The organism is Acetobacter pasteurianus (assembly GCF_009914215.2).
GTDB classification, from domain to species: domain Bacteria; phylum Pseudomonadota; class Alphaproteobacteria; order Acetobacterales; family Acetobacteraceae; genus Acetobacter; species Acetobacter pasteurianus.
Window position 1 is genome coordinate 420,411 of sequence record NZ_CP039846.2, and the last position, 13,579, is coordinate 433,989.

Below are 13,579 nucleotides of genomic sequence, written 5' to 3' on the forward strand. Positions count from 1 at the left end.
ACTTACGGGTGCGGAGGTTTTTTTATGCGGGATACGTCCCCAAAGCATCCATAACCGCTGCGGCGGATACATGGTCTGCAACGCGTATATTCTGCCAACCGGTCGCACGCAGCACACCGGCCACACGGCCAGATATCACTACCGCACTTGCCTGCGCAGCTAACAGCTTCTGTTCTGCCTCAGGCAAAGCGGCCAACCAGCCTGCCGCACTCTCTGCTGAAAAAAACAGAACCACCGCCACCTTGGCAGCCTGAATGGCTGTGCATGTTTGAGGGTTTATGTGTTGGATCGGTTTGGCTGCATAAACAACCCGGCGCACAACCTTAAACCCCGCCTGCCTGCACCAAGCCGCAAGCTCTACGCCTTGCCCTGCCCCAGAGCATAACAACAGGCTGCCACATTCTGGCTGTTGGTGAGTTTGTAAAAGCGCAACAAGAGCTCGGGCATCACCATCCGCGCTTTTAACGTGCGTAAACCCGGCATCTCGCGCCCGTTGAGCTGTGCGATCCCCTACCGCATAAACCGGTATATCCAGCGATTTGACCTGCTGTGCCGCTGCAACCGCAGCAGAAACAGCCTGCCCACTGGTAAGTAGTATAGCTGCGGGTAATTTTTGCGGCATGCGCAACGTATGCCGCTGCACAACCAGTGCGGGTGAGGCCAATGGCAGCCAGCCTGCATCTGCAACGGCTGCCATTGTTTCACTCAGCCCCGGTTCCGGGCGCGTGACAATCACGCCGCGCGGATGCATGGCCTTACCTCAGTTTTCCTCAAAAATATCAGACGGGCTGTCTTTACGCAGGCTTTCACCCAGTTCCTTACCCAGCCTTGCTGCATCTTCTGGCAAGCCAGTGATGCTACGCTTTAACAGGAAGGATCCATCTTCACGCGCAACAAGGCCCGTAAGGTGCAATTTGGGGTCTTCCCCCGCCACAATGGGAATAAGCTGTGCGTAGCCACCAATAGGCGTGCGGCAGGAGCCATCCAGCTCTGCCAACAGCGAGCGTTCTGCCGTGGCGACGGCACGGGCCTCGTAATCTTCAATCGCAGAGAGCAGTTCGCGCAGTTCAATATCATCTTCGCGCACGGTTACGCCCACAATGCCCTGCCCTGCGGCTGGCACCATAACTGTGGGGTCCAGCACAATGCTGGCACGTTCTGCCATGCCAAGGCGCTTAAGCCCGGCAAGAGCCAACAACGTGGCCTGACACTGATGGGCCGCGAGTTTATCGAGTCGGGTCTGCACGTTGCCGCGCAGCAGGCCAAATTTCAGGTCTGGGCGCACATGCAGCATCTGCGCCTGACGACGCACAGATGCGCAGCCAATAAGCGCACCTTCTGGCAGGGCAGAATACGGATCATCCGGGTCGGACTGCGCAAGGCCGGGGCTGAGGATCAGGGCATCACGCGCATCTTCCCGCTTAAGCGTGCAGGCCAGCACAAGGCCGGGGGGCAGCGTGGTTTCCAGATCCTTGAGGCTGTGCACGGCAAAATCAATCCGCCCATCGGCAAGGGCTTCATGAATTTCCTTTGCAAACAGGCCTTTACCACCAATTTCGGCCAGACGCCGATTTTGCACCTGATCACCCGTGGTGTTAATCTGGTGTTCCTGAAACGCGCCCATATCCCGCAAAACGGGGCAGAAGCGTGTCAGTGTGGTAAGGAAGGCGCGCGTCTGCACCAGCGCGAGGGGCGAACCCCGCGTGCCAACACGCAAAGGCAGGGTGCGGCGCCCAGAATGGCCACTTGCCTTTTTCTGGCGGGCCGCCGCTTCCGCCGCAAGTTCCTGCAACGCAGGAGAAGGGGCGGATGAGGAAGGGTAGGCTGAATCCATAAGAGTGTCTATTACCGGGAGTAGAGAAAGGACAAGAAGTGATGATGCCCGGCTGGTCTGAAAAACTTGCGCGACCGAAAAAACATTCCGCCCCCGTCCATCTATTGCGTTGCCGTAAGGATACGCCGTTTTGCATGATGCGTCCATGAACGAAACCGCACAAAACCGCAGGCCAGATGGCCCAATACTGGCCATTGAATCTTCCTGCGATGAAACCGCATGCGCCATTCTGGCCCCCAATGGCACCGTGCTGGCACAGCGTGTTATTTCTCAGGACGGGCATGCAGATTTTGGCGGTGTGGTGCCCGAAATTGCTGCCCGTGCTCATTTGGCCCTGTTGCCGAATCTGGTTCGGGCCACTTTGCAGGATGCCAACATCGCCCCGGCGACTCTGTCTTTCATTGCCGCCAGCACCGGGCCAGGGCTTATTGGTGGGCTGATTGTGGGCAGCGGTTTTGCCAAAGGGTTGGCATTGGCGCTGGGCATTCCGTTTGTGGCGGTCAACCACGTAGAGGCCCATGCCCTTACGGCGCGCCTGCCCGGCATTGTGCCCGATGGCGCGCCCTTCCCCTATCTGCTGCTGCTGGTTTCTGGCGGCCATTGCCAGTGCATTGCCGTAGAAGGCGTAGGCCATTACCGCAAACTGGGCGGCACAATTGATGATGCCGCAGGTGAAGCCTTTGATAAGGTTGCCAAAATGCTGGGCCTTGGCTGGCCCGGTGGCCCGGAGCTGGAAAAACTGGCGCGTGAGGGCAACCCCAAGGCCATCTCTCTGCCCCGCCCACTTTGGCGACGTGAAGGCTGCGATTTTTCGTTTTCCGGCCTAAAAACCGCCATTTCCCAAAAGCTTGCACCTTTTGGCAAAGACCCCCTGCCCCGCCAATTTGCGGCAGATCTGGCTGCCTCCTTCCAACAGGCTGTGGCCGATGTGGTCACCAACCGTATTGAACACGCACTGGATATGATGCCCGAAGCCAAACTTCTGGTGGCCGCTGGTGGCGTGGCTGCAAATACGGTTTTGCGCACCGCGTTAGAAAAAACAGCCGCACAACGTGGCCTGCGCTTTGCAGCTCCCCCTTTGCGCCTGTGCACGGATAACGCCGTTATGGTGGGGTGGGCAGCCTTGGAAACATGGCGGGAAGCCGCAGAGCGCAATCTGCCCCCCATAAACGATAACGCCTTACGCCCTCGCCCACGCTGGCCACTGGAAGATATGGCCAGCCGCTTTGAAGCAGAAACACCCTCCGCATGAACTATCGCCACGCCTACCACGCCGGCAACTTTGCCGACTGCATGAAGCACGCCCTGCTTGTTACCCTGCTGCAAAGTTTTTTGCGCAAACCCGCACCTTTTATGGTGCTGGACACGCATGCCGGTATCGGCCGGTATGATCTGCACAGCCCTGAAGCCGAAAAAACACAGGAATGGCGGGATGGCATTGGCAAACTGTGGAATGAAGATGCCTCCAGCCCGCTGGCCGATTGGCTGGAACAAGTCAAAAAAGCAGGCGGGCCGGAGTTTTACCCCGGTTCTCCACTGATTATTGCGCAGATGCTGCGGGCGCAGGATGCGTTAACTTGCTGCGAAAAACACCCCGAAGATAAGCGCAGCCTCTACCGGCTTTTTACCAACACTCCCAATGTCACGGTGCATGAGCGCGATGCTTACGAGGCCCTGCGTGCCCTGCTGCCCCCCAAAACCGCCAAGCGCGGGCTAATTCTGATTGATCCGCCATTTGAGGAACCGGGAGAATTCGACCGCCTTGCACAAGCAGTGCAAACCATTCAGGCCCGCTTTGCCAATGCAATTATTGCCATTTGGTACCCCATCAAGCACCGCACGCCGGTTCGGATTTTTCATGAAACGCTTATGGGTACCGGTATCCGCAATATCTGCGTAGCAGAACTGCTTATGCGCCCGCCACACAACCCGGATCAGCTTAACGGCGCAGGTTTGCTTGTTATCCGCCCGCCCTTTGGCTTTGCAGAAAAGGCATGCGTACAGCTTGAACGGCTGCAACACGTGCTGGGCGCGCATGAAAGCTGCGTCACCCAGCTTGTAGAGGAATAACGCCCTTACCGGCGTTATGCGTGTAGTTTTATGGCAAGCAGGTGCCGCCACATATCCGTGGCAAAGCCCTGCACGCCTGCGGCCAAAATCTGCACGCCAATGCACAGCAGCACCAATGCTGCCATACGGCTGACAATACGCGTGCCGGTCACACCCAGCATGGATACCAGCTTATCCGCACCAGAATAGGCCGCCCATACAATAGCCACAACGCACACACCAGCCAACGTAGTGCCAATGGTGTACGCCCAGAAAGGTTCATCTGCCGGGCAGCCAGAACCAAGGGCAATGGCCACGGCAATTGTGCCCGGACCCACCGTAAACGGCATGGCAAGCGGGAAAAACGCAGCATCGGCCCAGTTAGGAGCCATAACCGTACGGCCACCTTGCAGAGCCTGCTTTTCCTTCTGCGCTTCAACCGTTTCCGGGCTTTGCAGCAAATCCCACGCACGCACAGCCACAACCAGCCCACCAGCAACGCGCAGCGCATTTACGGTGATACCGAAAAACGCCAGCACCATACTGCCCAGCCAAAGCGAGGCCATGATGAGGCAGAGAGAATAAAAAGACACCAGCCGCGCCAGTGCCATAATTTCAGTTTGCGAGCGGCCTGCTGTTGCCTGCGCAAAAATAAGCGCAGCCCCAAACGGGTTTACAATGGAAAATAGCGCAGGAAACGCCAGCAGAAACGAGGAAATGGAAGATGTAAATGCTGTTGCCGTTAACAGCATTGCGGGAAAATGAGCTGACATAACCCCTCACCGTTCTGTCCGAGGCATCCGCCCTCTACCCGAGGAAACACCGTTTAATCACGAAAAATCTGATGGCACCAAATTGCCCACACCACCCTTGTACGTTTTAACAAAGCGTGATGCCTGCGCAATATCGTCCGCTGGATAGCAGAAATTAAATCCACTGCCATCATTAAGTGCCCATACACTCAGCCCGATATCATCGTAAATACGCACGAAGTCATCCCCCACATGCCAAAACACGGGTTTTAGCCCTTCCTGCAAGGCCAGATCCCGCATTTTCCAGATGGCAGAAATACTATCTGCTTCCTCCCCTGCCGGGTCTCCAAATGCCACCAGATAGGCATCACGCCGATGCAGCGGCAACATGGCCTCACCGGCTTCACCTGTCACATAGCCATAGGGCTGAAATGCCTGAATATCTGGCAGGGCGTGATCCAGATTTTTGTAGTGGGTGTAGGCATCTTCATCCCACTCCCGCACGGCAATGCGCCCCGGCCACATCAGCCGCGCCACAACAAACAGCGCCAGGCCCACAGAAAGCGCGATTGTCCAGCGCACCGAGCCACGGGCGTGCGTGGCCAGCATCATCTGCCACCAACTACCAGACGTATCATGCCGTGTGGCCAGTGCGATCACACAGCCAAACAGCAGCAGCAAAGAAAGGAGGGTTCCGGTAGAAAGGGGTTCGCTCAAAAGCCGCGCATGCCGGTAATAGCAGGAGCGGAACGGCGCAATAAACAGCGCAGAAAGCCCCAGCATAACCGGCACAAAAAACGTATTGCCGCGCAAGAACGTCAGCACCGTTGCAGTAAGCAGCAGATACAGCGCGCCACGCCATGCCAGCGTAACCCGCTGGGAAAGCCCAATAGCCAAGCTGATAAGCACCACACCCATAAGGGAAAGCACATAGTTGCCGCCCACACGCGCCATTGTCAGCAGGCTTTCTGGCACCATGGCAAATTTGGGCACGGGGTCCAGCATCACCAAACAGATCAGCATAACCCCGCACAGTGAAACCGTGCCTGTTGCCACGGCCACAGAAAAAGCGGCTTCACTTTCCCGCACCACTTGGCTGGGCCTGCGCTGCGCGGGTGCTGGGGCTGTGGCGGCATCCGGGTTATTTTGTATCTTGCGGTTTTTCTTTTCTGCCAGAGCGGCATCACCACGCAAAAACAGCTCGTGTCCGGCAAACATGATCCCCGCCAGAAACAGCGGAATGATGTAATAGAAAAGCCGAAAAATCAGCACCATGCCCAAAATCTGCGGTGCTGGCATATAGGGGCCTAAAGCCAGCAGCATGGCGCCATCAAACACACCAAGGCCACCCGGCACACTGGCCACCAGCCCGGCTGTATAAGACGCAATGTAAATGGCCAGAAACGAGCCAAAATCTACCCCGGCACTGGGGGGAAGCAGCACAAAAGCAATGCTGGCCGTAGCCGCAACTTCTGCCGTGGCCACCAGTGTTTGCATAATGGCCATACGGGGGGATGGCAGTTCCACCACCCATTTGCGGAAACGGAATTCCCGCACCTTAAACGCCAGCCCGATGTAAGCAGCCACACCGCACCACATCAGCGCGCCAATAACCGCCAGCACAGATGCGGGCACGCGGTGGCCAATGCCCGGCAACACCGTGGGTTCCCAGATCAGTACGGCGCCTATCAGCACCGCAGCACCTAACAGATAGGTGGCAGAGCAGAAGGCAATAATCTGGGCTATGGCAAAGGAATTAACGCCCCAGTTGCGGTAAAGCCGATACCGCACCGCCGCGCCAGACACGGCAGAAAACCCCAGATTATGCGAAAGCACGTAGGAACAGAACGCCGCAAAAGCCGCCCGCCGAAACGGCAGCTTACTATACCCCACCTGAATGACGGCCAGCCGATCATAAAAGGACAGGATAAAGTAAGACAGCAGCGTGCAGCCAACCGCCATCCACATCTGCCGGGCCGGAATGGCCTCCATGGCGTGGCGGATGTCTGAAATACGCAGGTGCCGCAGTTCATGCTGCACCACCACAATGGCGGCCACCATAAGCAGCAGGCCAAGAATATGCGGCAGATGCTTGAGCCACTTTTTCCATCCCCCTCCGCCCGGAAGCGAAGAAGGGGGAGCTGGTGGGGGTGGGGTCTGCGTCATGTAACTTGCGGCGCTATGTTTTAAACCTGCGTCTCACGCAGGAGGGCGGTATCTATCAGGGCCACAGTTTCTGCCACGCCATACAGCGCAACAAAGCCACCAAAGCGCGGCCCTTCCTTCTGGCCCAGCAGAACTTCATACAAACAGGTAAACCAGCTACGCAGCGGTTCAAACGCGTGGCGCTTGCCTACTTCGAACACCAGATTCTGTAAGGTAGCGGCATCTGCGGCTTCACCTTCATACCCACGCAGGCATTCTGCCAGATCACTCAGCGCAGCGCGTTCCTGCTCGGTTGGCGCGCGGAAGGTTTTGGCCGGGCGCACAAAATCTGCGTAATACGCTACAGCATGTTTCACCAAGCATGCCAGCATGGGGTGCGTTTCGGGCGAAACGGCGGCATCATACCGGCGGATAAAGCCCCACAGCACTTCTGGCGTTTCTGCATTGGCCACGCTGGCAAGGTTCAGCAGCATGCTAAACGGCACCGGGCTGCCTGCATCTTCGGGAATATGGCCCTTATGGATAAACCATGCCGGGTTGGCGCGCAGGTCATTCCCCTTGGGGTTTTCGGCCTGCAACACCTTGGCCTTATCAACATGTGTCAGATATTCATCCGCCGTTTTGGGGATGACATCAAAATACAACCGCTTGGCGCGCTGCGGCTGGTTGAACATGAACTGTCCAAGGCTTTCCGGCGGGGCGTAACGCAGCCATTCTTCAACAGAAAGCCCGTTACCCTTGGATTTGGAAATCTTCTGGCCTTTTTCATCCAGAAACAGCTCATATGTCAGCCCGGCTGGCGGTGTGCCGCCCAAAATCTTGCAGATACGGCCAGAAAGCCGCACGCTGTCTATCAGGTCCTTACCAGACATTTCATAATCAACGCCCAGCGCATACCAGCGCATGGCCCAGTCGGCCTTCCACTGCATTTTGGCGTGGCCACCGGTTACGGGTGTTTCAAACACCTCACCGTTGGAAGGGTCTGTCCAGCGCACAGTGCCGGCTGCGGCATCTATGGCGTCCATCTTTACCTGCATAACTTCACCCGTACGGGGATGAAGCGGCAGAACGGGAGAATAAGTGGCGCGCCGGTCTGCCCCCAAGGTGGGCAGGATAACCTTTAGAATTTCATCATGCACTTCCAGCACGCGGCGGAGTGCGGCATCAAACCGGCCAGAGGTGTAATACTGGGTGGAAGACGCAAATTCGTATTCAAAGCCGAAGCTGTCCAAAAACGCGCACAGGCGGGCGTTGTTATGTGCGGCAAACGATTCGTGCGTGCCGAACGGGTCTGGCACGCGGGAAAGTGGCTGACCGATATATTTTTCCAGCATGTCGCGCTGGGGCACGTTATCGGGCACCTTGCGCAGGGCATCCATATCATCGGAAAAAGCCAGCAGGCGCGAGGGGCGGCCTGTCAGGGCTGTATAGGCCTGCCGCACCCAAGATGTGCGGGCAACCTCACCAAACGTGCCAATATGCGGCAGGCCGGAAGGGCCATAGCCCGTTTCCAGCAGCGCCGGGCGTGCATCGTCCTCACCGTTGGCGGTGCTGCGCACACCAACATGATCGGCTAGTTTACGCGCCTCCTCAAAAGGCCAGGCACGTGGAAGATCGGAAACGGGAGCGGATCGGCTTTCTGACATGGCGGGAAGCTATGAACTGGACACGCTGCGGTCAATCCAAAAACGCGCAGCACAGGATGGATAGAGGCAAATTTTACCAATCATTGACGTTAGCACCCCTGCGTTTCATGCTTTATACTTAAATCAAGAAGGCTTCAGCAAAGGACAGGCCCAACCCATGCGCCGCACCTCCGCCCTTATTCTTATTGGCAACGAAATCCTTTCCGGCCGCACAAAAGATGAAAACATCCAGTTTCTGGCCCTCCGCTTAGGTGAACTGGGGATTCCTCTGCGCGAAATCCGTGTGATTCCGGACATTCGGGAAACCATCATCAACACCGTGACAGAAATGCGCGCGAAGTATGATGAGGTCTTTACCACCGGCGGCATTGGCCCCACGCATGATGACATCACAGCCCCCTGTGTTGCCGAAGCTTTTGGTGTGCCATGGGAGATTCACCCGCCTACCTTCAAACTGCTGGAAACCTATTTTGGGCCGGAAGAATTTAACGCCGCCCGCCAGCGCATGGCCAAGCTGCCGCAAGGTGCCACACCTATTGTAAACCCGGTTTCACTGGCTCCGGGCTTTAGCATTGGCAATGTGCACGTTATGGCCGGTGTGCCCCGCATTATGCGCGGCATGTTTGATAGCCTTGCCCCCAGCCTGCAAAAGGGTGCGCCAGTTTTTTCTCGCACATGGCACACCACATCGCTTTTTGAAGGCACATTGGCTGACGGGCTAGAGGATATTCAGAATCGCTTTCCGGATCTGGATATCGGCTCCTACCCTTTCCATCGTGAAGATGGCCGCCGTGGCGTAGCCCTTGTTGCTAAAGGGCAGAACCGGGCCGAGGTAGAAGAAGCGGCCAGCGCTATCCATGATCTTATCAAAACAAAAGGCGGCATCCCCATAGAAGGAGAGCCGCCTGTCTAACGCCTTACGTACCTCTCCGCCGGTTTTGCGCCCGCGGGGAGGTAACAATGCGTATATTAGCTTAGGGCTTCGCGCCCCATTGCCAGAAACTTTTCACGCCGCAGTTCTTTCAGGCGTGCCGGAGCAATTGGCAGAAGTGTTTTAAGTTCTTCTGTCAACGCAGTGCGAACAGATTCGATCGCCACAGTTGGCTCACGCTGTGCACCACCTACGGGTTCGGGAATAATCCGGTCAATCAGGCCTAGCTTCTGCAAATCCTGCGCCGTCAGCCGCAGTGTTTCTGCTGCCGTGCTGGCCTGCTTGGGATCACGCCACAAAATAGAGGCGCAGGCTTCGGGCGAGATAACGGAGTAGATGGCGTTTTCCAGCATCATCACCCGGTCACCAGCACCCAGCGCTACGGCACCACCAGAACCACCTTCACCAATTACAGTGGCAACAAGCGGCACAGGCACTTCAAAACAGGTGGCAATAGAACGGGCAATGGCTTCGGCCTGCCCGCGCTGTTCGGCATCAATACCGGGCCATGCGCCTGCGGTATCAATAAATGTCAGAATCGGCATGTTAAAGTGCCCGGCCATGCGCATCAGCCGTTGCGCCTTGCGGTAGCCTTCTGGCCGCGCCATGCCAAAATTATGCTGGAGCCGGGTTTCAAGGTCTGAACCGCGTTCAGTCCCGATCACCATAACCGGTGTGCCGTCAAAACGGCCCATGCCACCAATAACAGCTTTATCATCTGCAAACAGACGATCCCCCGCCAGCGGCGTAAAGTCTGTTATCAGCGCATTCACATAGTCCTGCGTGTGCGGACGCTGCGCATGGCGGGCCACCTGCACCTTCTGCCACGGCGTAAGCTTGGCATAGATGGCACGCAGGTGCTTTTCCGCCTTTTCAGAAAGACGGGCCGTTTCTTCTTCTATGTTGACCCCGTTGGGGTCAGTCATTTGCCGCAGTTCGTCGATCTTGTTTTCAAGTTCGGCGACGGGCTTTTCGAAATCCAGGAACTGACGCATGCAGAAGCCGATAGCACAATGACGTGTAAAACCAAGTCACTTCATGCAACCAAACATATCTGAATGTCGATTTTTCACTTGGTGTGGACAGAATCCGCCGCCAGAGGGTGATGCGCCTGCACGGCCTTTTGCAGGCGTTCTGTCTGCACATGAGTGTAAATCTGGGTGGTGGCGATGTCTGCATGCCCCAGCAACATCTGCAAGGCCCGCAAATCTGCCCCATGCGCCAGCAAATGCGTAGCAAAGGAATGGCGCAGCACGTGGGGGGAAAGACGCGCCGGATCAATTTCCGCCCGTATGGCCACTGTGTGCAGAATCCGGTCAAACGCCTGCCGTGTCATGGGTTTTGCTGGGTCACGACCGGGAAAAAGGAATGGACTTTCCAAATGCGCGTCCACTTCCAGCAAAGCCTGCGCCGCTTCCCGCGCACTGCCTGAAAGTGGCACCAAACGTTCACGCCCGCCTTTGCCGCGCACCATAATCATGCGTTGGTCACCGGCTATGGCTTTGCGTGGCAGAGCCAATAATTCGGAAATACGCAGGCCAGAGGCATACAGCAGTTCCAACGCTGCCTTGGCCAAAATGCCGCGTCGTTTTTTGGCCAAGGATGCTCCTGCGGGTTCTGCACAGGCATTCAGCAGCGCAAGCACTTCCGATTCGGATAAAAAACGCGGCAAAGGTGTGCGGGGTTTGGGGCTATCCAGATGCGCTGCCGGGTTATCCGCACGCATCCCTTCACGCAGCAGGAACAGGTAAAACTGCCGGATGCAGGACAAGCGCCGCGCCACCGTGCGCCGCGCCTGCCCGCTGCCTACCAAGGCAGCCATCCAGTTTTGCAAACCCTCGGTTGTGGCCGTTTGCAGGGTTTGCCCCTCCCGCGCCAGACTTTCAGCGCAGGAGGTCAGGTCTGCTTCATACGCAGCTAGCGTATTGGGGGCGGCTGCGCGCTCGGCAGCCAGCATCTCCAGAAAAAGATCAACACCCCCGCTTAGCATGGCTTACGGATGCGCAGGTGCTGCCGGAGCCGGAGCTGCAACCGGCGGCGGAGGTGCCACGGGTGCTGGTGGTGCAACAGCTGCTGGCGGGGCCGGCGGCGCGGCAGGCGTAATGGTGGGCTGTGCCGGAGCCGCAGGCACAACAGCAGAAACCACCGGAGCCGGAGGGGCTGCAGGCACCGCCACACTTGGCGCAGCGGCAGATGTAGCCGGGGCAGCCAGTGGCAGATCACGATGCACTGGCTGGGGGACAGGTGGATGTGCGCTTAGGCCCAGCGCGGCAAAACCGCCCAGAACAACCGCAAACACTGCGGCGGCAACAATCAGAACCGTGCGGTTCATGCAGCTTGGCTCCCTTAACTGATATAGGTGTGTTCTGTCTGCTGTATGTTAAGCTGTGTTCCATGTCATCACGTATCTCTTCTCCCCACTCCGAAACAACGGACCCACCACCCATTCCGCTTGATCTGGAACGGGTCAGCCGTAGCCACGGCTCTGGCATCATTCCCTTTGGCCGCAGCATTGTGCTTGTGGGCCTTATGGGGGCAGGAAAAACCACCATTGGCCGCCCCCTTGCCACTCGGCTGGGACTGCCATTTGTTGATGCCGATGTAGAAATAGAACGCGCAGCGGGCTGTTCCATTGCAGATGTTTTTCGCCTGTATGGTGAAGCCGCCTTTCGTGATGGAGAGCGGCGGGTGATTCGCAGGTTGCTGGAAGGCCCACCTATGGTGCTGGCTACTGGCGGCGGTGCGTTTATGGATTCCACCACCCGCGCCCTGGTGCGTGAGCGTGCAGTTTCCATCTGGCTGCGTTGCCCCCTGCCCGTGCTGGTGCGCCGCGTAAGCGGGCGCACGCACCGCCCGCTGCTGAACACGACATCCCCGCGTGAAGTGCTGGAAAACCTTATGGCCATCCGCCATCCGGTTTATGCCGAAGCGGATATTATTGTTGATTGTGGAGACAACAACGTGGAGCACACAACCACGCGCGTTATGGAAGCCCTCGCCCTTTCGCGCCGTCCGCTAAGGTTACCTGTTACCTTGGCGCATACATCTTATGATGTAGTGATCGGCACGAATCTGATCAGCCGCGCAGGTGCCTTGCTGGCCCCGGTGCTGCCCCAGAAAAACGTGGTCATCATTACGGATGAAAACGTGGCCCCGCGCTACTTGCATCAGTTGGAAACCGCTTTGGCGGAAACCGGCATTACATCTCGCAGCCTGCGCGTGCCGCCGGGGGAACAGACCAAGTGTCTGGAGATGTACCAGAAGCTGACAGACAACATTCTGGAGCACGGCATAGAACGCCGCACCAGCATTATTGCACTGGGCGGCGGCGTGGTGGGAGATCTGGCCGGATTCGTGGCCGCCACCACATTGCGTGGGCTGCCCTTTGTGCAGATTCCCACCACATTGCTTTCTCAAGTCGATTCTTCCGTGGGCGGCAAAACGGGCATCAACACCCGTTGGGGCAAGAATCTGTTGGGGGCATTCCATCAGCCACTTTGCGTGCTGGCAGATGTTTCCACCCTTGCTACCTTGCCGCGCCGTGAGCTGGTGGCCGGTTATGCCGAAATCGTGAAATCCGGCTTAATTGGTGATGAAGCCCTGTTTACGTGGTGCGAAGAAAACGGCGCAGCCGTGCTGGATCAGGACCCGGAAGCGCTGGCAATGGCTGTACAGCAGGCCTGTGCCTTCAAGGCCCGCGTTGTGGCAGCCGATGAACGCGAGCAGCAGAAAAGCAATGGCCGCGCCCTGCTCAATCTGGGCCACACATTTGGCCATGCTCTGGAAGCCGAACTGGGTTATGATGGCCGCCTTTTGCATGGTGAGGCCGTTTCTATCGGCCTGAATCTGGCCTTTGCGCTTTCCGTCCGTCTGGGTCTGTGCCCACGCGCAGACATGGAGCGTGTGAATCGCCATCTGGAAGCCTTGGGTATGCCCGCACATATCCGGGACCTGCCCCACACCTTCCGCACGCAGGATCTGATGGCCCACATGCAGCGTGATAAAAAGATGCAGGATGGGCGCCTATCCTTTGTGCTGGCGCACGGAATCGGCCAGGCATTCACCACGCGGGATGTGCCTGCAACAGCCGTAAAAGAGGTGCTGGAAGCAGACGGAAGCGTGGCTTAAAAGCAGCTACACCACACCGCTGTAAGTTATCGGGTTGTAAATGTGTCACCTTGCCGCAATTCCGCCTTAATCA

At 57.5% G+C, this 13,579-nt stretch carries 12 protein-coding genes; 4 read left to right on the top strand and 8 right to left on the bottom strand.

What is annotated here, in order from left to right:
* Nucleotides 1–22 precede the first annotated feature (22 nt).
* Both FCN51_RS15420 and hemC read right to left on the bottom strand, forming a co-directional pair.
* Nucleotides 23–751, bottom strand: a complete 729-nt coding sequence (locus FCN51_RS15420; RefSeq protein WP_160256293.1) for a uroporphyrinogen-III synthase — start codon at nt 749–751, stop codon at nt 23–25.
* 9 nt (nt 752–760) lie between these two features.
* Nucleotides 761–1,834, bottom strand: coding sequence for a hydroxymethylbilane synthase (gene hemC / locus FCN51_RS15425; RefSeq protein ID WP_003628319.1), 1,074 nt, complete (start codon nt 1,832–1,834; stop codon nt 761–763).
* Between the two features lie 145 nt (nt 1,835–1,979).
* Between hemC and tsaD the strand changes: the two genes are divergently transcribed.
* Nucleotides 1,980–3,086 carry a tRNA (adenosine(37)-N6)-threonylcarbamoyltransferase complex transferase subunit TsaD gene (tsaD, locus tag FCN51_RS15430; protein ID WP_160256294.1) on the top strand — a complete coding sequence of 369 codons (1,107 nt, stop codon included), beginning with the start codon at nt 1,980–1,982 and terminating at the stop codon, nt 3,084–3,086.
* Nucleotides 3,083–3,904, top strand: a complete 822-nt coding sequence (locus FCN51_RS15435) for a 23S rRNA (adenine(2030)-N(6))-methyltransferase RlmJ (protein ID WP_160256295.1) — start codon at nt 3,083–3,085, stop codon at nt 3,902–3,904. The genes tsaD and FCN51_RS15435 overlap by 4 nt, the downstream gene beginning before the upstream one ends.
* 14 nt (nt 3,905–3,918) lie before the next feature.
* Here FCN51_RS15435 and FCN51_RS15440 read toward each other — a convergent pair whose 3' ends face one another.
* The 3 genes from FCN51_RS15440 to FCN51_RS15450 are packed head-to-tail and all read right to left on the bottom strand — an operon-like array spanning nt 3,919 to nt 8,447.
* Nucleotides 3,919–4,656 carry a MarC family protein gene (locus FCN51_RS15440; protein WP_003628324.1) on the bottom strand — a complete coding sequence of 246 codons (738 nt, stop codon included), beginning with the start codon at nt 4,654–4,656 and terminating at the stop codon, nt 3,919–3,921.
* 57 nt (nt 4,657–4,713) lie between these two features.
* Nucleotides 4,714–6,801 (bottom strand): lysylphosphatidylglycerol synthase domain-containing protein, encoded by a 2,088-nt coding sequence (locus tag FCN51_RS15445; protein WP_003628326.1) that lies wholly within the window; start codon nt 6,799–6,801, stop codon nt 4,714–4,716.
* 20 nt (nt 6,802–6,821) lie between these two features.
* Complete coding sequence (locus FCN51_RS15450; protein WP_124295192.1) at nt 6,822–8,447, bottom strand: lysine--tRNA ligase; 1,626 nt, start codon at nt 8,445–8,447, stop codon at nt 6,822–6,824.
* A gap of 157 nt (nt 8,448–8,604) precedes the next feature.
* Between FCN51_RS15450 and FCN51_RS15455 the strand changes: the two genes are divergently transcribed.
* Nucleotides 8,605–9,360, top strand: a complete 756-nt coding sequence (locus FCN51_RS15455; protein WP_003628330.1) for a competence/damage-inducible protein A — start codon at nt 8,605–8,607, stop codon at nt 9,358–9,360.
* Nucleotides 9,361–9,416: 56 nt separating this feature from the next.
* On the opposite strand, the gene FCN51_RS15460 is transcribed toward FCN51_RS15455, so the two are convergent.
* The 3 genes from FCN51_RS15460 to FCN51_RS15470 form a co-directional block, all read right to left on the bottom strand.
* Complete coding sequence (locus FCN51_RS15460) at nt 9,417–10,373, bottom strand: acetyl-CoA carboxylase carboxyltransferase subunit alpha (RefSeq protein WP_003628331.1); 957 nt, start codon at nt 10,371–10,373, stop codon at nt 9,417–9,419.
* A gap of 74 nt (nt 10,374–10,447) precedes the next feature.
* Nucleotides 10,448–11,368 carry a site-specific tyrosine recombinase XerD gene (locus FCN51_RS15465; protein ID WP_160256296.1) on the bottom strand — a complete coding sequence of 307 codons (921 nt, stop codon included), beginning with the start codon at nt 11,366–11,368 and terminating at the stop codon, nt 10,448–10,450.
* Nucleotides 11,369–11,371: 3 nt separating this feature from the next.
* Nucleotides 11,372–11,710, bottom strand: coding sequence for a hypothetical protein (locus FCN51_RS15470; RefSeq protein WP_004448996.1), 339 nt, complete (start codon nt 11,708–11,710; stop codon nt 11,372–11,374).
* A 62-nt stretch (nt 11,711–11,772) separates the two neighbouring features.
* Here FCN51_RS15470 and aroB point away from each other — a divergent pair, with 62 nt between their 5' ends.
* A complete protein-coding gene (gene aroB / locus FCN51_RS15475; protein ID WP_012812685.1) occupies nt 11,773–13,506 on the top strand; it encodes a 3-dehydroquinate synthase in 1,734 nt (577 codons plus the stop codon).
* Nucleotides 13,507–13,579 lie beyond the last annotated feature (73 nt).